The 22,739-nt window shown below is 42.8% G+C and carries 16 protein-coding genes and 1 riboswitch; of the genes, 2 read left to right on the top strand and 14 right to left on the bottom strand.

The window, feature by feature from the left end; genetic code table 11:
* Positions 1 to 29: 29 nt before the first annotated feature.
* From OGM16_05960 to OGM16_05905, 12 genes are all read right to left on the bottom strand, one after another.
* Entirely contained in the window at positions 30 to 884 is an 855-nt protein-coding gene (locus OGM16_05960) for an AraC family transcriptional regulator (protein UYJ47788.1), read from the bottom strand.
* A 371-nt stretch (positions 885 to 1,255) separates the two neighbouring features.
* A complete protein-coding gene (locus tag OGM16_05955) occupies positions 1,256 to 2,188 on the bottom strand; it encodes an AEC family transporter (GenBank protein UYJ47787.1) in 933 nt (310 codons plus the stop codon).
* A 102-nt stretch (positions 2,189 to 2,290) separates the two neighbouring features.
* Positions 2,291 to 2,890, bottom strand: coding sequence for a hypothetical protein (locus OGM16_05950; GenBank protein UYJ47786.1), 600 nt, complete (start codon positions 2,888 to 2,890; stop codon positions 2,291 to 2,293).
* A gap of 857 nt (positions 2,891 to 3,747) precedes the next feature.
* Positions 3,748 to 5,082, bottom strand: coding sequence for an NADP-specific glutamate dehydrogenase (gdhA, locus tag OGM16_05945; protein UYJ47785.1), 1,335 nt, complete (start codon positions 5,080 to 5,082; stop codon positions 3,748 to 3,750).
* Between the two features lie 189 nt (positions 5,083 to 5,271).
* Positions 5,272 to 6,264, bottom strand: coding sequence for an adenosine deaminase (gene add / locus OGM16_05940; protein UYJ47784.1), 993 nt, complete (start codon positions 6,262 to 6,264; stop codon positions 5,272 to 5,274).
* Positions 6,265 to 6,881: 617 nt separating this feature from the next.
* Positions 6,882 to 9,494 carry a bifunctional acetaldehyde-CoA/alcohol dehydrogenase gene (gene adhE / locus OGM16_05935; protein UYJ47783.1) on the bottom strand — a complete coding sequence of 871 codons (2,613 nt, stop codon included), beginning with the start codon at positions 9,492 to 9,494 and terminating at the stop codon, positions 6,882 to 6,884.
* A 440-nt stretch (positions 9,495 to 9,934) separates the two neighbouring features.
* A complete protein-coding gene (gene metK / locus OGM16_05930) occupies positions 9,935 to 11,131 on the bottom strand; it encodes a methionine adenosyltransferase (GenBank protein ID UYJ47782.1) in 1,197 nt (398 codons plus the stop codon).
* 185 nt (positions 11,132 to 11,316) lie between these two features.
* A riboswitch (SAM riboswitch) is annotated at positions 11,317 to 11,482 on the bottom strand.
* Between the two features lie 263 nt (positions 11,483 to 11,745).
* Positions 11,746 to 13,038, bottom strand: a complete 1,293-nt coding sequence (locus OGM16_05925) for a UDP-N-acetylglucosamine 1-carboxyvinyltransferase (protein UYJ47781.1) — start codon at positions 13,036 to 13,038, stop codon at positions 11,746 to 11,748.
* Between the two features lie 241 nt (positions 13,039 to 13,279).
* A complete protein-coding gene (locus tag OGM16_05920) occupies positions 13,280 to 15,760 on the bottom strand; it encodes a hypothetical protein (GenBank protein UYJ47780.1) in 2,481 nt (826 codons plus the stop codon).
* Positions 15,761 to 16,201: 441 nt separating this feature from the next.
* Positions 16,202 to 16,717 carry a DUF4446 family protein gene (locus OGM16_05915; GenBank protein UYJ48402.1) on the bottom strand — a complete coding sequence of 172 codons (516 nt, stop codon included), beginning with the start codon at positions 16,715 to 16,717 and terminating at the stop codon, positions 16,202 to 16,204.
* 28 nt (positions 16,718 to 16,745) lie between these two features.
* Positions 16,746 to 17,678, bottom strand: a complete 933-nt coding sequence (locus tag OGM16_05910) for a ParB/RepB/Spo0J family partition protein (protein ID UYJ47779.1) — start codon at positions 17,676 to 17,678, stop codon at positions 16,746 to 16,748.
* A complete protein-coding gene (locus OGM16_05905) occupies positions 17,678 to 18,448 on the bottom strand; it encodes an AAA family ATPase (protein ID UYJ47778.1) in 771 nt (256 codons plus the stop codon). The genes OGM16_05910 and OGM16_05905 overlap by 1 nt, the downstream gene beginning before the upstream one ends.
* A 548-nt stretch (positions 18,449 to 18,996) precedes the next feature.
* Between OGM16_05905 and OGM16_05900 the strand changes: the two genes are divergently transcribed.
* Both OGM16_05900 and OGM16_05895 read left to right on the top strand, forming a co-directional pair.
* Positions 18,997 to 19,953 (top strand): alpha/beta hydrolase, encoded by a 957-nt coding sequence (locus tag OGM16_05900; protein ID UYJ47777.1) that lies wholly within the window; start codon positions 18,997 to 18,999, stop codon positions 19,951 to 19,953.
* Positions 19,954 to 20,022: 69 nt separating this feature from the next.
* Positions 20,023 to 20,856: a deoxyribonuclease IV gene (locus tag OGM16_05895; GenBank protein UYJ47776.1), complete on the top strand. Its 834-nt coding sequence runs from the start codon at positions 20,023 to 20,025 to the stop codon at positions 20,854 to 20,856.
* Between the two features lie 30 nt (positions 20,857 to 20,886).
* Here OGM16_05895 and OGM16_05890 read toward each other — a convergent pair whose 3' ends face one another.
* Together OGM16_05890 and rsmG are read right to left on the bottom strand one after the other, a co-directional pair.
* Complete coding sequence (locus tag OGM16_05890; GenBank protein ID UYJ47775.1) at positions 20,887 to 21,876, bottom strand: LacI family transcriptional regulator; 990 nt, start codon at positions 21,874 to 21,876, stop codon at positions 20,887 to 20,889.
* Positions 21,877 to 21,994: 118 nt separating this feature from the next.
* Positions 21,995 to 22,729, bottom strand: coding sequence for a 16S rRNA (guanine(527)-N(7))-methyltransferase RsmG (gene rsmG / locus OGM16_05885; protein UYJ47774.1), 735 nt, complete (start codon positions 22,727 to 22,729; stop codon positions 21,995 to 21,997).
* Positions 22,730 to 22,739: the final 10 nt, after the last annotated feature.

Below are 22,739 nucleotides of genomic sequence, written 5' to 3'. Positions count from 1 at the left end.
TGTATAAAGAACACACTCCTATATACTTCCTAAAAATCCCCGCTCTTATCCATATCAGGCAGCTCCATTGCCTGTTGGTCTGAGGGCGCACAGCCAAACATTTTCCGGTATGCCCGGAAAAAGCTGGAATAATCCCCGAATCCAGCCTTTATCGCTGCCTCTGCGGCAGGTGTTCCTTCCGCCAGTTCTTTCCTTGCAATGGTCATTCTTTTATATAAAATGTAACGTGCTACTGTAGTCCCTGCTGCCCGCTTAAAAATCGCTGTCAGGTGGTTTTTACTCATATAAAATTTATCTGCAAGTCCCTCTAAGGTAAGATGCTCTGTAAGATGTTCATTTATATATCGCAGGATCTCCTGGGCCACATCTTCTTTACCTGGTCCCCGCCCCGCCCCTTTCTCATACATTGCAGATAGATAAGCCAAAAGAGATACGATCCGTGGGCGAATTGCAATATTTTGCAATTCCCTACTATATGAACCGCATTCTTCCAGGGAATTAAAATACCATTCTGCCCGAAACTGATCCTCCATATACCCCCAGTTTTTTCCAAGAGTCCCCAAAAGCAGCTGCCTTTCTTTCTCTGTCAAAAGCTCCGGCACAAAATGCAGACGGATCCTGTGATACTCGCTGCCATCCAGCACCCGCAACCCGTGAAAGCAGCTTGGCGGGATGATCAGCAGGCTTCCCGGCTTCGGTATATAAGAAGTTCCCTCTAAAAAATATTCCACATTCCCTTTTACCATGTAGTAGATCTCATAACTGTTGTGGCAGTGCATCTTATACTCCATATCTGCCTCATCACTGCGAGTATGGGCATACACTACCTGTCTTGTTTTAAAACTGTCTTCCTGATACATGTTCTCCCTCAATAATCTGCTCATTTTTCTTCAAAAATGGCTGCTTACTCATGTTTTTGGTGGGTCCCAGATTCATTTTATCAAAACTTGTGCGATTTGCAATATTCTTTACGCACATTACAATGGTTTTTACAATGTACCAGATATATAATAGGCAACGTAAACAAGAGAAAACCGAAAGGGTCCTCCCCCTTTCACACAAACATTTTATCCCCCCTTTATACACATATGTATACAGAAAAGACCAGGTATCCCCAGTACCTGGTCTTTTCGTTTTTTACTCACGACCCCCGCGCTTCGCGCTCTACTGCCTGCTACCCCAGGCGGGACCTTCGTTAATAGTCCAGGAAAAACAAATGTCTGCTTCGCAGCCGCTTGTTTTTCTCTTGGACTCATTACATCCACATCTGGAATAACACCACCATAAGCGGCATGGTCACAATAGCCAGCAGCGTAGTCATAACATTCACTGCGCTGGCATATTTAGAATCATTTCCATATACCTGGCACATCTGGGTAACTGTTGAAGCAGAGGGCGTGATCACTGCCAGAAATACGATCAGCAGAATCTTCTTTCCGTCCGGACTGCCATTTACAAGTCCGCTGACCTTTAACAACAGCAATGCGATCCCCGGAACAGCCACCAGACGTAAAAACGTAATAAAATAGATCCTTCCATTGGTAAAAATACTTTTTAAGCTCATTTCTGCGATCAGCATTCCCGTTACGATCATACTTGCCGGTCCAAGCATGCTTCCCACCGAGCCTAATGTATGGTTTACTATCTGCGGCAGGCGGATCTTTGTGAAAAACAACACCACTCCCGCAAATACAGCGATCATATTAATATTAAAAATTATCTTTCTCCAGTCAATGCCCTTTTCCATACTTAATACGCTTTTTCCATGACTCCACACAAATACCAGCTGTACACTCATAAACACGCAGCCATACAGCACCCATTCCTGGCCCAGTACAAAGGTCACAATAGGCATGATCAGATTTCCAGCATTAGAATAATACACAGATGCCTTTTCAACCTCATTTAAGCCCATCAGATGGCCTGCTGTCCACACAATGACAAGTAATACCACCTGCAGCATAACAGAGGCTGCAAAGGCCAGCAAAAGCCCCTGTACCTTCTCACTGGTATAATCCACCTGGAACGCATTGATGATAACACAGGGAATGATCAGATACAAAACGATCTTTGATATAACCTTGCTGTCTTCCCCCTTCAAAAGCCCTGCTTTTACGATCACATAGCCCATAAATATCATTAAAAACAACTCTGCGATCTGCTGCATCAAAAGTAAACTGATCTCCATAAAATATCCTCAAACCTTCTTTGAACTTGTCCAAAAGCTTCAAAAAGGCTGCCCTTTTGGACAACCTTTTTTCTTCTTTTAATACGGATCTTTCTGTAAATTTTAACCCATGAACTCCCGTAAAGGTGTAATATCAGATGCTGCGGCTCTCTGGTATGCCGGATCATTCTTTATTCCTGCGGCTGCCGCTTCTCCAAATGCATCTTTATAATCCTCATAATAATCATATCTTGTCAGGCGGATATTCATTTCGGAGAGCAGCTCTTCCTTACGAGACAAAGGACCCTCAAAGGACAAATCATGCTCTTCCATATAAGGAACCAGTGCATTATATTCTGCTACAAGACGGGCATTTGTCATACTCTCCACCGGAGTCCGTGCGTCAAACCAATCCGGCATCTTGCTGGGGTTCAGAGGTGGAAGGGGATCGAGTTTTTCACTGGCGGTAGTTTCTGTTGTTGTAGCCGTCTGTGTTGTTGCAGCTTCTGTAAAGACAGCAACTCTGCCCTCTGCCTTTCCATTGGTTTCATAATGGTTATAAAGAGCGGCCGCATCATATCCAAATGCTGCTTTCAGATCAGGATAGGTATCCGCATAAGTCCGATAATCAAAATCAGCCAGACTCTCTGCAGCGCTTACCGGAAATGCACTTCCCATTACAAGCACCATTCCAACTATTGCTATAAGTTTTCCTTTTTTCATGAACTATCATCCTCCTTGGTATTTGCATCTTTAAGTCCATGACACTATTCCTTTATAATGGTTCAGTGTCTTTATAGATAAGCCTATTATACCATGATTAAGGTGTCAAAAGGTAGTTTTTTACAATTTTCTAAAAAATAGAGAAATTCAATCCAAAAATGTTTTGATATTGTTGACTAAAGTGGGATATTGTTGACTAAGGTCCGAAAGCCACCGGTGCACATGACAAATGCGCATTTGGGAGAAAATCCTTTGTTCGTGGACTTGCGCCGCTTATTGTCAGAACTGCGAACCAAACTCGCACGCTTTGCGTGCTCAAACAGTGGTTCTCTGTTCTGACGCTATGCGCGCCCACTCACGGATTTTCAAACAAATGCTTATTCTGTCATGTGCACCGGCGGCTTTCTACGCTATTGGCAATAAAAAATGTAGGAGCAAACCAATAAACAGTTTTCATGCAGGAGGGAGATTATACTTAAGTACGGCATTTTTATGTGACATATCCAATACAGTAGAAAGGGCTCCTCCATGTATAATAAGCATTCGTTAGGCAATTTTGGACCTTTTGTGAGCATAGCGGACAGGGTGGAGGCATTGTTTGAACACGCGAAGCGTGTGAGTTTGCCGGAGCCCTGTCTAACTGGCGGCGGAACAAAAGGTCCTAAATTACCGTGAATGCGTTTATACATGGAGGAGCCCTTTCGAACCCTATTGAACTAAATCCCAACTTAACTTATAACACTTTTTGTCAAATCCCCGGTTACTTCATTTTTATGCAAGTGGCAAAACATAAAACTCCCACATATTTTGCGGTCTTCTGCAACATGTGGGAGTTTCTTATTTTGAATAATTATTTATTATACAATACCCTGAGCGATCATAGCCTCTACTACCTTCTCAAATCCGGCAATATTTGCACCTGCTACATAGTTTCCAGGTACTCCGTATCTTTCAGCTGCATCTGCTGCCTTTGCGAAGATGTCGATCATGATCTTGTGCAGTCTCTCATCAACTTCTTCAAAGGTCCAGGACAGTCTTAAGGAGTTCTGGCTCTGCTCCAGACCGGAAGTAGCAACGCCGCCTGCGTTAGCTGCCTTACCAGGCATGAACAGGATCTTCTTCTCAACAAACAGGTCTGTAGCTTCTCTTGTAGAAGGCATGTTAGCACCTTCAGCAACTGCGAAGCAGCCATTTGCTAAAAGAGTCTTAGCATCATCTAAGCTCAGTTCGTTCTGGGTTGCACATGGAAGTGCGATATCGCAAGGAATGGTCCAGATTCCCTTACCTTCTGTATAAACAGCGGTAGGAACAGCCTCTGCGTACTCTTTGATACGTCCTCTGCGTACTTCCTTGATCTCCTTAACAACATCTAACTTAATGCCGTCTGCATCGTAGATATAGCCGTTGGAATCGCTCATTGCTACAACCTTAGCGCCGTACTGCTGAGCCTTCTCAACTGCGTAAATAGCAACATTACCGGAACCGGAAACCAGAACAGTCTTTCCTGCGATCTCCTTGCCGTTGTGCTTTAACATCTCGTCTAACATGTATACAAGGCCATATCCTGTTGCCTGGGTTCTTGCTAAAGAACCACCAAAGGTTAAGCCCTTACCGGTTAAAACGCCTTCATATAAACCAGTCAGTCTCTTGTACTGTCCAAACAGATAACCTACTTCTCTGCCACCTACACCAATATCACCTGCAGGAACGTCTGTATCCTTTCCAATGTGACGGTACAGCTCTGTCATAAAGCTCTGGCAGAATGCCATAACTTCACGGTCAGATTTGCCCTTAGGATCAAAGTTAGAACCACCTTTACCGCCGCCCATAGGAAGTCCGGTAAGAGAGTTCTTCAAAGTCTGCTCGAAACCTAAGAATTTTAAGATACCCTGGTTTACAGATGGATGGAAACGAAGTCCGCCCTTGTACGGTCCGATAGCACTGTTGAACTGTACTCTGTAACCCTTATTTACCTGAACCTTTCCATTGTCATCTACCCACGGTACACGGAAAGAAACAATACGCTCTGGCTCAGTGAAACGCTCCAGGATACCAGCCTTGCGGTACTTATCCTCGTTTGCATCAATAACCAATCTTAAAGAATCCAGAACCTCTTTTACGGCCTGGTGGAATTCAGGCTCACCTGGATTCTGTGCAACTACTCTCTCGTAAATTTCATCAACATAAGACATTTGAATACCCTCCTTGGTTTTTATTAATTTTTTGGAATACCGGCTCTATGGGGGTCCGGCTTTCCCAGGGGATACTTGCTTTATTAAGCAGGCACTTTAGAAAAAGTATAGCAAGTTAATTTGTTAAAGTCAAGAAACAATTATATATAGGGCATATATGAAAATCCTAATAAAAAACATAACTCTGGGTTATGAAAAAGCACCATCACTTGTATTTTTAAGGATCTGCACTTTTTCTTCTTCTGTCAGCCCCATCAGCTTTTTCAGATAATCAAATTCCTTCTTAAGCTCTGTACGGCAGATCGCCATATCATCCGTACATACGGCTACCCTGATCCCCTGGCTTAAATATTCTCTCAACGGATATGCTTTCATATCCTGTACCGCTTTGGTGATACGATTGCTGGTCGGACACATTTCAAGGAAAATGCCCTTCTCGCAGATCATGCGCACCACCGCCGGATCCTCATAGCTTCTTACCCCATGTCCGATCCTTGCTGCTCCCATTTCAATGGCACAGGCCACCTCTGCCGCGCCACCGGCCTCTCCCGCATGAATAGTAAACGGGATCTCCTTATCCGCCGCTTTCTTAAACAGTTCTTTATATTTATAGGTAGGATAAAGTGCCTCTGCCCCCGCCAGATCCATAGCCACTACGCCATAGCCTTTCTTTCCCTCTGGCAGAATACGCTTCTTTATATATTCCCCGGTCAACTCCATGGTCTCTTCATTTTCCTTTTCATTTCCAGTGCCGCGCATACAGCAGAGGATCAGATTACATGGCAGTGTGGAGCGTTTAAGCCCCTCTAAAGCCGCTTCTATTACCTGTGCCTGGGATAATCCGTCCTGACAGTGTAACTGAGGCGCAAAACGCAGCTCAGCATAAGAAAGTCCTTCTGCCTTTAATTCTTCCTGCACCAGATATACTGCCTCACTGATTCCTTCCTTTGTCTGCAGTAACTTTAAGGGCAGAGCAAAGCACTGCAAAAACTCATTTAAACTCTGGCAGTCTTCTCCCACAGACAGCACCTGACTTAACTGTTCCCCTTCATATGGCAGTCTGATTCCCTGAAGCACTGCCAGCTTCTTTGCGATATCAGGTGTAATGGCACCGTCTAAATGAAGGTGCAACTCCCCATATCCTAATTTCTGTTCTGTTGCTTCCTTTAAATCAGTTCCCATCTGTAATCCCCTTTCTCCTGTTATACACTCCCGGAATCTTTTTGTATTTAATTTTATGATGTAACCGGATTGCTCCATTGCTATGCAATTCCCGCAATCCTCGAACACCTCAAACTCCCATAAAATGGCATGTTCACACCATTTTATTTCGTTTTCGGTGTTCGGCGTGTCAATAAGTATAAATTGCTTATTTGTGCGAGCACAAACGCAATTTATACTTTTGACACTTACATCATTTTATTGTTTCACGTGAAACATTTTTTAATATTCTGGTCATCTACTGTCTGTTACGTTTACCTGATTTTACCAATAGTATAACGAATTTTTCTAAAAAACACCATAATATTTTCCTGAGATCTTTCCGTACCCGTTACTGTTCATGCGTTGCATGACCAGCAACGGAATTTGCCGTGGCTTCGCATTTAAATACGGCAAATTCCCGCTACCACTACGTTATCGTACGGCACTTTCGGTTCCAAAAGTGCCTACCATGTACAATAACCCGTACCTGATCCTCATACATACGAACAGACCGCCTGCCCCGAAAGGCCGACGGTCTGCTCCAAACACAAAGGATAAAGGTTTTTACCCACAATGGGTTCGATTTATATAAATGATTATTTTCCGTAGTAAGCTCTTAAATACATTTCCTTGATCTCACTCATCAGAGGATATCTTGGGTTAGCGCCTGTACACTGGTCATCAAATGCCTGCTCAACCATGTCATCCAGTCTGTCTAAGAAGTCTTTTTCATCAATACCATATGCCTGAATAGAAGACTTAACACCAACCTGTTTCTTCAGATCCTCGATCTTCTCCATCAGCTTCTTAACAGCTTCCGCATCATCCTTAGCCTGGATACCTACAAAACGTGCACACTCTGCGTATCTTGCCTGGGTATGTGGATACTGGTACTGTGAGAAGGTTCCCATCTTACGTGGATTCTCAGCAGCATTGAATTCGATCACCAGATTTAATAACAGTGCATTTGCAAGTCCATGTGGCAGGTGATGGAAAGCACCTAATTTATGTGCCATAGAGTGGCAGACACCTAAGAATGCATTTGCAAATGCCATACCAGCCATACAGGAAGCGTCTGCCATCTTCTGACGTGCTTCTACATTTCCTGGCTCATGGTAAGCAGTTGGAAGATATTCAAATACATTCTTCATAGCCTTTAATGCAAGACCATCTGTATAGTCAGTAGCCATAACAGAAGCATATGCTTCCAGAGCATGTACCAGAACGTCCAGACCAGATGCGCTGGTCAGTCCCTTAGGCTGGCTCATCATATTGTCAGTATCAACGATAGCCATCTTAGGCAGCAGCTGATAATCAGCTAACGGATACTTAACACCGGTATTCTGATCGGTGATAACAGCAAATGGTGTTACCTCAGAACCTGTACCGGAAGAGGTAGGAACTGCTACAAAGTATGCCTTCTCGCCCATAGTTGGGAAGGTGTATACACGCTTACGGATATCGATGAAACGCATTGCCATATCCATAAAGTCTGCTTCCGGATGCTCATACAGTACCCACATGATCTTGCCGGCATCCATTGCAGAACCGCCGCCCATTGCGATGATCACATCCGGTTCAAATTCTCTCATCAGCTTTGCACCAGCCTGTGCATTTGCCAAGGTCGGATCTGGCTGTACATCAGAGAATACAGTATAGGTAATTCCCATTTCATTTAAACGGTCAGTGATAACATGTGTATATCCATTTTTGTACAGGAAAGAGTCTGTTACGATGAAGGCTCTCTTCTTGCCCATAACGTCCTTTAATTCCTTCAGTGCTACAGGCAGACAGCCCTTCTTAAAGTAAACCTTCTCAGGTGCTCTGAACCACAGCATGTTCTCTCTCCTCTCAGCAACAGTCTTAATATTTAACAGATGCTTTACACCAACGTTCTCAGATACGGAGTTTCCGCCCCAGGAACCGCAGCCTAATGTAAGAGATGGTGTCAGCTTGAAGTTGTATAAGTCACCAATACCGCCGTGGGAAGAAGGTGTATTAATAAGGATACGGCAGGTCTTCATGCGCTCTGCATGCTTCATGATCTTTTCTGTCTCATTTACATTAATGTACAGAGAAGATGTATGACCGTAACCGCCATCAGCTACCAGACGCTCTGCCTTATCCAGTGCCTCATCAAAAGTCTTTGCCTTGTACATAGCCAGTACCGGAGACAGCTTCTCATGTGCAAACTCTTCACTGATATCTACAGATTCAACTTCACCGATCAGGATCTTGGTATCTACAGGAACCTCTACGCCAGCCAGCTTTGCAATGGTATATGCAGACTGTCCAACGATCTTTGCATTTAATGCGCCATTGATCAGGATAGTCTTTCTTACCTTCTCGATCTCACCTGGTTTTAAGAAATAGCAGCCTCTGTATTCAAATTCCTTCTTAGCAGCTTCATATACTGGCTCCAGAATGGTTACAGACTGTTCAGAAGCACAGATCATACCATTATCAAAGGTCTTAGAATGAATAATGGAGTTAACTGCCATACGTACATCTGCAGTATCATCAATGATAACCGGTGTATTTCCGGCACCTACGCCAAGTGCAGGCTTTCCGGAAGAATAAGCGGCTTTAACCATTCCAGGACCACCGGTTGCCAGGATAATGTCTGCATCTCTCATAACTTCATTTGTCAGATCCAGAGATGGAACATCGATCCAGCCAATGATCCCTTCTGGTGCTCCGGCTGCAACTGCTGCATCCAGAACTACCTTTGCTGCTGCGATGGTACTCTTTTTAGCTCTTGGATGTGGGGAAATGATGATCGCATTTCTGGTCTTTAAAGAGATCAATGTCTTAAAAATCGCAGTTGATGTTGGATTGGTAGTTGGGATAACTGCTGCAACCAGACCAATTGGCTCTGCGATCTTCTTAATTCCGTATTCCTTATCTTCCTCGACTACACCAACCGTCTGTGTGTTCTTATATGCATTGTAAATGTATTCAGAAGCGTAGTTGTTTTTGATGACCTTATCTTCTACGATTCCCATTCCAGTCTCTTCTACTGCCATCTTTGCCAGCGGGATACGCATTTTATTTGCTGCGCTTGCTGCTGCGAAGAAGATCTTATCAACCTGCTCCTGTGTGTAAGTTGCAAATACTTTCTGAGCTTCACGCATTGCTGCCATCTTTGCATTTAAGCCTTCTACGCTGTCAATGATCTCCGGAACGACCTGTACTGTTTTCTTTGCCATTTCCATTTCCTCCATGATTCCCTTGTGTTTATGTTTCTTTGTGATACTTTGTGTTTGTTTCATTTAATGTGTTTTTTTCGTTAATTAATTATCAATCTTACATTAGGCATTATATCTCATTGTTAAAAAAATGTCAACAATATTTTTAAACAAAAACAAATTACATCCAAAAAAACATTTTACGAAATCATCAAGATTGCAAACATCCTATGCTCCGAATACAAAAACAATACAAAAACCGCCTGGAACAACAGATTGCATGACGCATTTCCTGTTTTTGTCCAGACGGTTTTCTGTTTTAATTTTCTGTTTTAACCTTTAATTCTCTATTTTAACCTTCTTTTATACGGTCGTTTATTGTTTTTATTTTAACACAATCTGTTTTTTATCCTATGCTGCTACAGACAACAGAATGTTTTTCTGCAGATTTCTACAGAGTCCTACAGATATTTCTTCAAATCTTCTACTCTGTCTAACTTCTCCCACGGAAGATCTACATCCTGACGGCCAAAGTGACCATAAGCAGCCGTCTGCTTGTAGATCGGGCGACGCAGGTCAAGCATCTTAATGATGCCGGCTGGACGCAGATCGAAGTTTTCACGGATGATCTCAACTAACTTTTCATTGCTTACCTTTCCTGTTCCAAAGGTATCTGCCATAATAGAAGTCGGATGCGCAACACCGATCGCATAAGACAGCTGGATCTCGCACTTGTCAGCCAGTCCTGCTGCTACGATATTCTTTGCAACGTAACGTGCTGCATATGCTGCGGAACGGTCTACCTTGGTGCAGTCCTTTCCTGAGAATGCGCCGCCGCCGTGACGTGCGTAGCCACCGTAGGTGTCTACGATGATCTTACGTCCGGTAAGACCACTGTCTCCGTGAGGTCCGCCGATAACGAAACGGCCAGTTGGATTGATAAAGAACTTGGTATTCTCATCTACCATATCAGCCGGGATGATCTCATCAAATACATACTTTTTAATATCCTCATGGATCTGCTCCTGAGTTACATTTTCATCATGCTGGGTAGAAAGGACAACTGCATCCAGACGTACTGGCTTGTCATTTTCATCATACTCTACAGTAACCTGTGTCTTGCCATCTGGACGAAGGTACTTTAATGTACCGTTCTTTCTTACCTCTGTAAGGCGTCTTGCCAGCTTGTGGGCCATAGAAATAGGATAAGGCATATATTCTTCTGTCTCATTGCTTGCAAAGCCAAACATCATACCCTGATCGCCAGCACCGATAGCATCTAACTCTTCCTCTGTCATATGCTTTTCACCAGCCTGCTTTGCCTCTAATGCCTTGTCAACGCCAAGAGCAATATCAGCAGACTGCTCATCAATTGCAGTTAAAACACCGCAGGTATCACAGTCAAAACCATATTTTGCACGGTCATATCCAATCTCGCGTACTGTCTCACGTACAATCTTCTGGATATCTACATAAGCCTTGGTAGTGATCTCACCCATTACCATTACAATTCCTGTAGTGGTAGCAGTCTCACACGCAACACGGCTCATTGGATCCTGTTCCATTAAAGCATCAAGAATAGCATCAGAAATGGCATCGCACATTTTGTCCGGATGGCCTTCAGTTACAGATTCGGAAGTAAATAATCTTTTCTCCATTTGTTCTCCTTTTGTTTTTTGTTCTGTTGTATTGTTGACTTGTTTTTCCTCATTGTGACCCGTTACCCGCCAAAGCGGGCACTGTATTTTGTGATCAGCGAACACGTCACCGGCTGTTCTCCATATACATGGCAATAAAAAAGTCCGCAGCAATTGCGGACTTGAAAATAGCAGATCTTCAAATCCTCTTATTGCTCGATCAAGCAGTTTTCCGGAATCTCCGTACTTTTCTGCTCCTCGCTCAGGCTGGCACCTTCCGGCCCTTTTGCATGTACATCTTGCTTTTACATACTCAACTGGGGTTGCCGTGACTTCGCAGGTCCTTTGTACCTCCATCACTCTGAATAAGGGATATTACGAACTTTTTAATTGTAAATCTTAACGGATTACCTCACATATCTTAATGGATTTGTGCAGGTATGTCAATATCTATTTTTCTCAATGTAAAAATTCAGTTCAGCCATGCACTGAATTTGAATGAGATAGTGTGTTGCAAGCTTGCTTGCATAAGCGCTTTCTCATCCAAATCAGCATATGGTGGAACCACCAAGCTTCTTGTTTTCATGAATATGGAAACAAGAAGCTGTCATGGCTGGACTGTAATAAATTTTTTATCAGCCTACACGCAGCTTAAACTTCTGCACTGCACGCTCAGAATCCACCTTTTCGATCACTGCACCAAGAGCCTGGAGCTTCTCTTCAAAGCATTCATAGCCTCTTTGTATATAACCGATCTCATCTACCACAGTATAACCTTCTGCAGCCAGTCCTGCGATCACCAGTGCTGCGCCTGCACGAAGATCCGGGGCATTTACCTGAGCCCCTGTAAGGCCTGCAACGCCATCAATGACAGCTACATTGCCTTCTACCTTGATGTGGCTTCCCATCCGGGCTAATTCGTCTACATATTTAAAACGGTTCTCAAAAATACTCTCTGTTACCATACTGGTACCACTTGCCAATGCCAGTGTAACTGCCATCTGAGGCTGCATATCTGTAGGAAATCCAGGATATGGCAAAGTCTTGATATCTGTATGTCTCTGGGATGGTTTTCCAACTACACGGACTGCATCATCAAATTCAATGACCTCACAACCGATCTCGATCAGCTTAGCAGAAATAGCTTCCAGATGCTTCGGGATCACATTTTTCACCATGATATCTCCTCTGGTAGCAGCTGCTGCACACATAAAGGTACCTGCTTCGATCTGGTCCGGGATAATGGAATACTCAGTTCCATGCAGCTTACCTACGCCGCGGATACGGATGGTATCTGTACCTGCGCCCTTGATATTAGCTCCCATACTGTTTAAAAAGTTGGCCACATCTACGATATGAGGCTCTTTTGCCGCATTTTCCAGAATCGTCTGGCCTTCTGCCATAGCCGCTGCCATCATAATATTAATGGTTGCACCTACAGAAACCACATCCAGATAAATATGGCTTGCTACCAGATCAATGGCATGGGCGATCACTGCACCGCATTCTATCTGTACATCTGCTCCCAGCGCACGGAAACCTTTGATATGCTGGTCGATCGGCCGGCTTCCAATGTTGCATCCACCTGGAAGTGGTACCTGGGCACTCTTATATTTTCCCAGCAGGGCGCCGATAAAATAATAAGATGCACGGATACGGCGGATATATTCATCATCAACTGACACCTCTTTAATACCGCTGCCGTTGATTTTTACTGTATGACGGTCTATGCGCTCTACTCTTGCACCGATCTCCTGGATAGCTTCCAGCATTACATTAATGTCCCTTACATCCGGAAGGTTATCGATCAGTACATCCTCATCCGTCATGATCGAGGCAGCCAGAATACCTAACGCTGCATTCTTGGCACCGCCGATGGTCACATCACCCACTAACGGATTACCGCCTTTTATAATATATTGTTCCATTACACACCTCTGTTGCTTGCAATCCTTTTAATAGGTCTTAAGAATTCCCTAAAAATTCGTTCACATTTTATTTACATCCATTAAATTATACCATAAGAACGGAATTTGTAAAGTGTGTTGCTTTTTTATTGTTATCATACGGCATCTGCGGGTTACAGTACACGGAATTTTCAGTTCAGAAAATTCCTACCCGTGAAAAGTAACACCTGCGGTTTCAAATAGATCTGCCATCTATGATATTTTATTCAACCTTCAGACCGCATAAAAATCCATTATAAGCACCGGAAAAATATGCATTTGCATCCCCTAATCCCATTTTATAGGTCTCCTGTGTAACCGGATCATAAATACTTACATTATACTGATCATAACCATATAAAAGCAGGCAGGAGCCGTCCGGCATAATAGCAGCTGCCGGAATACCTTTATCAATGAAATAAAGCACCTGGTTTACACTGCAGCCGGAAGCATCAAAGGTCATCAGCCCGCTTTCCTGCCGTTTATTCTTACCAAAGCTGTCCATATAAGAAAGCAGCTCTCTTGCCTGTCCTGCCGGATCCTTCAGGCTTCGGATGGGCTTTCTGTTGATGCGGTCCCACACAAGATACTGGTTCTGATCTGTTACATAACCCATTTTATCGTAAGCAGCATTCACAGCTTTCCCAAAATCCGTAAAGCTTCCCAAATAGCTGCCACTGCCATAAGCATAGAAAATAAGAGTACCATCTTCTGCTACATTTTGTCTGCCAGCAAGCTCCAGCGTGCTTGTATTTTCATAAGAAAATGCCTTTGGCGTTTCTGTTTTCACAGAAGATGACTTGATTTCATTATCTATCTGCACAAAATAAACCCGGCCTTTTTCCTGAGAAGCATACCATCCAATTCCTTCAAAAGGATCTGCATCCACTTTCTGGTTGCACACAATGGTATCCTCATCCTGATAGGAATACTGGTTATCTCCCAGCTTTACCATGCGCTTTAAATGGATACGGCCCTCTTCTGCTGTTACATCCGAAATATAAATCCCCGGCTTCTTATACTCACTCTGGATGTTCATCTCATTATCAGCAATATACATGGCATACATAGGAAACTCCTTTACGTTTCCATTTACCATCCACAGATCACTTTCATGTCCAAATCCATAGATCAGGTCACTTCCAACAAAACCAAGAGCCCGTACATAATCTCCTTCTGGTGCTGCAACATCCTGTTTCTGGGCAGTATCAAAATCCATTACATGAAGGGTCTGGGAATGGTAAGCATCCCCTCCTTCCAGCCATGCCATTTTGCTTCCGTCTGCACTTACTGCAAAATTGTCCTGGCTTAAACCATAGGCCACAGTAACAGATTCGTTACTGTTCAGATCGATACCTGTAACTTTTCCATTTAATAGCAGATAGGTCATTCCATTGTCCCCCAAATATGCCAGTGTGCTGATATCGGATCCCAGCTGGTCAAATCCAGTTGAAGCAGGTACAAAAAACTTTTCCTGCACCATACGTTTTTCTTCATCATAGTGATAGAAAACCACCCCCATCTGTCCTTCATAGCTTCCCCGGTTCATATAACCATATACCAGAAAATCCACATTTCCTTCATCTGTTACTGAAAGTACCTTCACATCATGCTTTTTATAGTCTGCTCTCACATCTTCATTGGAACCGTCTGAAAAGGTAAACAGACATGTGGCCTTTTTATCATGCTGGTCATAACGCCACAGATTACCGTTTACTTTAAAGAGAATATAGCGGGAATTTTCACTCTTTAACGCTTTTATCTGTTTTGCGTCTGAAATTCCAAGTAAAATCCGCTTTCCGGCAAAATTTTTCTGTTCTCCCTGAAATACTTCATTTGCATACCGGTTGTAATTCATCAGATAGATGCGTTTATCATTCCACTTCATGGTAAAGTTATCTTCTGCATTTACCAGTGACTGAACACCGGTACTATCTGTGATCCGTACCTTATACTCTACCTGGATCTGTCCCATAATACCGTCATACACCTGAAGCGTTATCTGTGGTTCGCCTTCCATTTCCGTAGTCAGTCCATCCCAGGTAAGGTGGTCAAAGCTGGCCTTAATGCTTACATTTCCAAGGGAACTGTTGTCCTCTGTGGAATTTGTTTCCAGATAAGATACCAGATCTCTTGCCTGATCATAATCCAGACTCTTTCTTGTAAAATCTTCTGCCAGCCGCAGCATGTCTCCTGCATGATCGCTGTCTGCCCACATAATTCGGGTATAATAATGAATATCCTTTTCCCCAGTGCTTATTTTAATATCCAGCAAATAGGTCTCATTCTGGGTCAGCAGATTCTGAATAGGAAGCACCGCCCGGATATCTTCCCCCTCTGCCTGCCAATCCTCTACCTCAGTTTTCTCGATCAGACGATCCATGCTAAGATTGCGGACTTCATAACTAAGTCCTGCAATCCCATTTCCATATTCCTTTACACGGATTGCCAGCTTTCTATCTTCAGGCAATACAGAAATAGTATCTCCCACTGCCTGATTACCCATATTCTGTATATATCCGTGGAGTGCATTTATATCTTTTCCATCAAATTCTGTATACACCACTGGAAACTCCGGTGCATTCATGGAAGAATACACTGCCTCTTCCTTTTGCATGTTTTTTCTCGCAGCAAAGAAATACACTGCCACTGATGCAGCAAAAACCAGTGTCAGTATACCAGCTGTTCGTATTATTTTTTTCATATATATAAGTCATTCCTTTTTATTACTAAACTGACATGCCTGCTGACGCAGGCATCACCATTCATGAAAGCCGATTGCTCCGCACCTTTGGTGCTCCCGCAATCGTCGCCAGCATTCGCAATCCGCGCTATCGCGCTCCTTGCTCATACCGGCTTGCCCGTCCGATACCCGTGAATTCGCTCATGCAAGCATGACTCATTCGCGGCTGCCGTCCGGGACTTTCATAGTAAACTACAAAATACCTTTTAACCCCAACATCATTGTATATGATACCCTATAAAACTACAACTTAATCTTTTTTTAAGAGATATCCTTATCGCAGGTCATTTTCATTTCCAAAAGTGCCTGCCTATGTACAATAACAAAAAAATACCCTGATACAATGTTTCACGTGAAACATCATGCCAGGATATCTTAGTTTTCTTTTATAACACTTATATTTTACTGCTGCTTATCTATATAGCCCAGAGCCTGTTCCAGTGCTTCCTGTTCTTCATTTCCAAGTACCACCTCTGTCTGCCCCCGGTCCACTTCCTTCATATATATATAGCAGCCTTCTCTGCTATGGATGCAGTTTAATACAAATCCTGTATTAGTGTAGTCTAACAGTGCAAATACAAAGCTTAAATTGCCCCCCATTCCCTGAAAAGCATTATATTTTACCATTCCAAATTTCTGGAAGGATGCACGAAAATTCCGGTTTAAGGTGCGGATAGAATCTTTTGCAGCTCTGTCTTCTGCTTTCAGGTTACGGATCTCTTCAATCTGATCCATGATCACATCTTCCAGTGTCTCTGCATCTTTTCCCCGCATAAAATAGTCATATTTACGGCTCAGGCTTTTTAGCTGCATCATTGTTGATATTAACAAGATCAGCAGTATAAGCACTAAGCCAATCAGTCCCAAAATAAGAAATCCCGGATCAAATGGGAGCTGATTTAAAATACTGGTTTCCATCATGAATGTATCATTCTCCTTCTGTCGATCAGCCGATGGATTCTATCATTTCCACGATTCTTTCCAGTTCCGCTTCTGAATAATATTCTATTTCAATTCGGCCTTTATTTTTGTCTTTATTGTGTATGCTTACTTTAGTTCCCATAACAGATTTCATTCTATCTTCCAGATCCTGATAAATGAGAGCCAATGTTTCATCCTTTTTCTTCTCTTCCTTCTTTTCACCGGAAGCTTCCTTCTGCAGCCGCTTTACCAGACGCTCTGTTTCACGGACGCTTAATTTCTTGTCCAATATTTCTTTTGCAGCCTTTAACTGCATCTGTGTATCCTCTAAAGAAAGAAGAGCCCTTGCATGTCCACTGGTGATAACACCCTGAACAAGCATATTCTGGATCTGTTCATCTAATTTCAATAAACGCATAGTATTGGTGATCGCAGTCCTGCTCTTTGCCACTCTCACTGCAATCTCTTCCTGGGTCAATCCAAATTCATCGATCAGCTGTCTGTAGCCTAATGCCTCTTCAATGGGATTCAGATCCGCTCTCTGTACATTTTCAATAAGAGAGATTTCCATTGCTTCCTGCTTGCTGTATTCCTTCAAAACAGCCGGAACTTCTTTTAACCCAGCTGCCTTTGCAGCACGCCATCTTCTCTCTCCTGCAATGATCTCATAAAAGCTATCGTTTTTCTGCACCAGTAATGGCTGCAGCACTCCATAATTTTTAATGGATTCCGCCAGCTCATTAATCTTCTCTTCATCAAAGGTCTTTCTTGGCTGTTCTTTATTTGGCTGTACCAGATCCAGTTTTAGCATCAGAATACGACCTTTTTCATCCATCTCCTCTGCTGCCTTTGCTTCTGCTTTAGCTTTAGCCTTTTTCTCTGTCTCTTCTTTGTTTTCTTTTACAACATCTTCCCCAAAAATTGCCCCCAGGCCTTTTCCTAATCCCTTCTTTGCCATTATAACTCTTCTCCTCTGCTCATCACTTCCGCTGCCAGCATACGATAACTTTCTGCACCTGTTGACCTTGTATCATAGAGGTTAATGGGCATACCATGGCTTGGTGCTTCTGCCAATCTTACATTTCTTGGAATAATGGTCTTATAAATAGTCTGATTCAGATTGTTCTTTACACTTTCCACTACCTGAAGTGACAGGTTGGTACGTGCATCATACATGGTAAACACAACACCTTCCAGCTCCAACTGTGGGTTCAATTTTCTTTTTACCAGTTCTACTGTCTTTAACACCTGGTTCAACCCTTCCAGGGCATAATACTCGCACTGGATCGGCACCAGTACAGTATCCGCTGCTGTCAGTGCATTAATGGTCAGTATATTTAAAGAAGGTGGGCAGTCAATCAGGATAAAATCATAATTGTCCCGCACTTTATCCAGATAACGTTTTAAAAGCGTTTCTTTATCTTCTACTTCCTGAAATTCAATTTCCGCACCTGCAAGATTCATATCGGAAGGAAGCACGTCCAGATTGTCCTGGATGTTTTTTACTAGGCATTCATCCAGATCTGCTTCTTCTGCCATCATATCATAAACCGTATGTTCATAATCTTCTTTTTCCACTCCCAGTCCGCTGCTTGCGTTTCCCTGAGGATCAAAGTCTACCAGCATTACATGCTGTCCTGCCTCTGCCAGACAGGCTGATAAATTGATTGCTGTTGTAGTCTTTCCCACCCCGCCCTTCTGGTTGGCAATTGTAATAATTCGTCCCATATTTCTTTTTTACATCCTTTCTCAGAAAAACATTCACATTGCCTCTCTGACCATCAAAAACGATTATAGCACAACTTTATACTGTTGGCAAAATGTTTCACGTGAAACATCCTGGTATATCTTAAATCTTTTGTTGCTGTTCATGCATTGCATGACCAGCAACGGAATTTGCCGTGGCTTCGCATTTAAATACGGCAAATTCCCGCTACCACTACGTTATCGTACGGCACTTTCGGTTCCAAAAGTGCCTATCATGTACAGTAACAAATCTTTTGTCCGTTGTCATAGCGTACTCCATGTATTATAATAATTTTAGTACATCCTTTCGTAAATAGCTGTACTGATCACATAGGATGCAAATTTGAGTATGCAGTTCTAAAAACACAGGTATAGCGGGCTGCGCTGAGGCTTTTAGAGCTCTGTGATCAAATTAGCAGACAAGTGAGTTGTGTAGTTATTTCGGAAACAATGTACTAGCAAGAACTGCCGCCGCAAGGTGACATATCCCCTTTATTAACCCATTTTAATAGGAAGAAAGAGATATCTGAATGAAAACAAAAAATAAATTACTTACCTTATTGATCCTTTCATCAGGTGCTGCTGCTGCTACTGCCCTGATCAATAAAGCGGTGAAACTTTCCGCTGTATCAAAGCATATTTTAGAAAGCCGTGTTTCCCTCTGCTATCGCTGGCGTCTGGGAAATATCCATTATACAAAGATTGGTGAAGGAAAGCCATTATTGCTTGTCCATGATCTGGAACCAGCTTCAAGCAGCTATGAATGGCATGAAGTGCGCAAAAGACTGGCAAAAAATCATACTGTATACACCATTGACCTGCTAGGCTTTGGCCGTTCTGAAAAGCCTAACCTTACTTACACCAATTATTTATATGTGCAGCTGCTTTCTGATTTCATCAAATCAGAAATTGGTCATCGCACTGACATTTTAGCCACCGGGGATGCAGCGTCCCTGGCAGTTATGGCCTGTGGAAATTCTCCGGAGTTATTTGACCGTCTGATTCTTGTGAATCCAGAGTCCATGCTTTCCTGCAGTATGGTACCTGGCAAAAATGCAAAACTTTATAAATTTATTCTGGATCTGCCTATTGCAGGCACTTTGATCTACCACATTGCCAGCAGCCGCCAGAACATTGCAGATACTTTCAAAAATATTTACTACTCCAATCCATACTCTGTAACAGCCAGACAAGTAGATGCATATTACGAAGCTGCTCACTTAGGCGAATCACCTAAGTCTGTTTATGCCAGTGTAAAGTGTAACTATACCAAATGTAATATCATTAACTCATTAAAGAAGATTGACAACAGTATCTATCTTTTAGGCGGTACTGACCTGGATGATATGGAAAGCACACTGGAAGAATATAAAACCTACAATCCAGCCATTGAATCTGTACTTATCCCGAATACCAAGCATCTTCCACAACTGGAATCACCTGTTGCATTTTATGAGATATGTGAAACATTTTTGGGACCAGAATAAATCCCGAATGTTTCACGTGAAACATTGCATAAACGCCAGCACCACTTATTTACCTCAGGAGGTTCACTAATGCTTCGTATTGGCTGTCACTTATCATCTTCTAAAGGCTACTGTGCCATGGCAAAGGATGCCCTGAAGATCCACGCAAACACTTTCCAGTATTTTTCCCGCAACCCTAGAGGCGGTAATGCCAAAGCTCTGGATCAAGATGATATCTCCCGCTTTCTCCTTCAGGCAAAAGCTAATGATATCCATCCATTCCTGGCACATGCTCCCTATACCTTAAATGGCTGCTCTGCTGATCCGACTCTTCGTGATTTTGCGAAACGGACCATGGCAGATGACCTTGCGAGATTGGAATCCACTCCCGGAAATCTCTATAATTTTCATCCCGGAAGCCACGTAAAGCAAGGCACTGATGTGGGGATCTCTTATATTGCAGATATGTTAAATGAAATCTTAAAGCCGGATCAGACCACTACTGTTCTCCTGGAAACCATGTCCGGAAAAGGAAGCGAAGTCGGAAAAAGCTTTGAAGAATTAAAAGAGATCATTGATAAAGTAGAATTAAGTGATCATCTGGGAGTCTGCTTAGATACCTGCCATATATGGGATGCAGGCTATGATATTGCAGAACACTTAGATGATGTGATATCAGAATTTGACCGCATTATCGGTCTTGACCGTTTAAAAGCCATTCATTTAAATGATAGTTTAAATCCTTTAGGTGCTCACAAAGACCGCCACGCCAGATTAGGAGAAGGCCATATTGGGCTGCCCGCCCTGAAGCGTTTCATCAATCACCCGGCTCTGGCCCATCTCCCCTTCTACCTGGAAACGCCCAACGATCTGGACGGATATGCAAAAGAGATTCAACTAATGCGTGAAGCATGGGACTATTGACCCGTTGCAGTTGTTAAAGCGATGTCTGCATCAGCAGGCACCGCTTTCTGTTACTTTATAAGGGATCATGATCCGTTTTCCCCTTATACGGTCATTTTCTTCTGCATCAAAGGCTTCCAAAAGCAGTTTTACTGCCTCTTTTCCCTGTTTTCTTCTGTCTTTTTCTACAGAGATCATCTCATCACCTAAAACCTGTGCTGTATTTTCAGCATCCATTCCCATAAAAATGATCTTTTCCATTCCCACTTTTTTACATTTAAAAAGCTCCCTGATACACTGATCAGCTGCTATTTGATTTAAAGCCAAAAATGCATCCGGAAGTTTTTTTCCCTGAAATACCCGACTTAAGTCTTCTGCTTCCCTGAGCACCATTTTCTCTGCCCCGGATATTCCATTATCTTCTAATGCCTGCAAACAGCCTCTATACCGTTCTTCTGTAACAACATCCATTTCAGGCTGTCCCAGTATAATGGCTATCTTTTTGCAGCCTTTTTCCACCAGACGGCAGATACCTTCATAAGCGCCCCGGAATTCATCTGCAAAAACGCCATCCATTCCTGCATTTTTAACATCTTTTTCTGTAAGCACAACTGCAGTTCCCTGTTCTTCCAGTTCCTGCAGTGCACCTCGCAGTTCTTTATTTTCACTGCACACCGGCACTAAAACAAGACCTTTCATGTGCTGGTTTTTCACCTCTTCCAGCCACTTTTTCTCTGTTTTCTGGTCATTTTCGCTATCCATAAAAACAAGGCTGTATCCGTGTTTTGCAGTTTCTTTTGCAGCACCTTCTAATATCTTTCCATACTGTTTTTCTCCCACATTTGGAATAATGATGCCAATATTAAAACTATCTTTACTGCTTAGGCTTCTGGCGATCATATTAGGAGTATAATTATACTCCCTGATGATCTCCATTACTTTCTTTCGGGTATCTTCCTTTACATACCCTGAATCATTTAAAACCCTGGATATTGTAGCACAGGAGACTCCCGCAAGCTTCGCCATTTCTTTGATATTCATAAATTAAATTCTGCCTTTTCCATGATGTATCATTCTGTTATTGTCTGTTTATTTTAGTAACAACAGATAGTTGTCTGTTAATTATGCCTTTTCAGCTCACATGTAACCGGTTTCATATTTATTTCCCACCTAACGGTTCTTTTCCAGGAAGTCCTGCTTTTCTCGGATACTTTGCCGAAATCGGTTTCATTTTTCTGATCTTGATCAAACTTCTGGAGCCTTCTCCTCCTGGGAGCTCAAATCCGGTGACATTTTCAATCTCTCCGCCTAAAATCCCCACTGCTTTTTTCGCCTGAGTCAGTTCTTCTACGATCTCACCAGACTTATAAGGGATAAAATATCCCCCCACTCTTACAAATGGCATACAATATTCTGATAAAGAGGAAAGATTTGCCACTGCACGGGATACGCACAGGTCAAATTTCTCCCTGTAATCCTTATTTCTGCCTCCATCCTCTGCTCTTGCATGGACACAGGTCACATTTTCAAGCCCAAGACGTTCACAGACCTCTTCTAAAAACCGTACTCTCTTATTCAAAGAATCCAGCAAAGTGACTTTCAAATGAGGAAATGCTATTTTCAAAGGGATGCCAGGAAAGCCCGCTCCCGTTCCCACATCAATCAATGAAACCGTTTTCTCAATTTCAGAAAAACCTTTTACAAGGCTCAGGCTGTCACAAAAATGCTTTGTGATCACTGCATCTTCTTCTGTAATAGCCGTCAGGTTCATTACTTTATTTTTTTCCACCAGAAACTGGAAATAATCGTAAAACTGCTCCAGCTGCTTTTCGCCTAACCGGATACCTAAAGGCTTTACGCCCTCTTCCATTTTCCGTGCAAACTGCTCTGTCATAAATTTTCAA

It is taken from the genome of Lachnospiraceae bacterium (assembly GCA_025758065.1).
GTDB lineage: Bacteria > Bacillota > Clostridia > Lachnospirales > Lachnospiraceae > Enterocloster.
Note: the sequence above shows the minus strand (reverse complement) of the source record. Positions and strands in the feature narration are given on the sequence as shown.

Bases quoted from the DNA above. Each gene is read 5' to 3' on its own strand.
- OGM16_05960 (UYJ47788.1), bottom strand. From the start codon at position 884: ATGAGCAGATTATTGAGGGAGAACATGTATCAGGAAGACAGTTTTAAA.
- OGM16_05955 (UYJ47787.1), bottom strand. From the start codon at position 2,188: ATGGAGATCAGTTTACTTTTGATGCAGCAGATCGCAGAGTTGTTTTTA.
- OGM16_05950 (UYJ47786.1), bottom strand. From the start codon at position 2,890: ATGAAAAAAGGAAAACTTATAGCAATAGTTGGAATGGTGCTTGTAATG.
- gdhA (UYJ47785.1), bottom strand. From the start codon at position 5,082: ATGTCTTATGTTGATGAAATTTACGAGAGAGTAGTTGCACAGAATCCA.
- add (UYJ47784.1), bottom strand. From the start codon at position 6,264: ATGGGAACTGATTTAAAGGAAGCAACAGAACAGAAATTAGGATATGGG.
- adhE (UYJ47783.1), bottom strand. From the start codon at position 9,494: ATGGCAAAGAAAACAGTACAGGTCGTTCCGGAGATCATTGACAGCGTA.
- metK (UYJ47782.1), bottom strand. From the start codon at position 11,131: ATGGAGAAAAGATTATTTACTTCCGAATCTGTAACTGAAGGCCATCCG.
- OGM16_05925 (UYJ47781.1), bottom strand. From the start codon at position 13,038: ATGGAACAATATATTATAAAAGGCGGTAATCCGTTAGTGGGTGATGTG.
- OGM16_05920 (UYJ47780.1), bottom strand. From the start codon at position 15,760: ATGAAAAAAATAATACGAACAGCTGGTATACTGACACTGGTTTTTGCT.
- OGM16_05915 (UYJ48402.1), bottom strand. From the start codon at position 16,717: ATGGAAACCAGTATTTTAAATCAGCTCCCATTTGATCCGGGATTTCTT.
- OGM16_05910 (UYJ47779.1), bottom strand. From the start codon at position 17,678: ATGGCAAAGAAGGGATTAGGAAAAGGCCTGGGGGCAATTTTTGGGGAA.
- OGM16_05905 (UYJ47778.1), bottom strand. From the start codon at position 18,448: ATGGGACGAATTATTACAATTGCCAACCAGAAGGGCGGGGTGGGAAAG.
- OGM16_05900 (UYJ47777.1), top strand. From the start codon at position 18,997: ATGAAAACAAAAAATAAATTACTTACCTTATTGATCCTTTCATCAGGT.
- OGM16_05895 (UYJ47776.1), top strand. From the start codon at position 20,023: ATGCTTCGTATTGGCTGTCACTTATCATCTTCTAAAGGCTACTGTGCC.
- OGM16_05890 (UYJ47775.1), bottom strand. From the start codon at position 21,876: ATGAATATCAAAGAAATGGCGAAGCTTGCGGGAGTCTCCTGTGCTACA.
- rsmG (UYJ47774.1), bottom strand. From the start codon at position 22,729: ATGACAGAGCAGTTTGCACGGAAAATGGAAGAGGGCGTAAAGCCTTTA.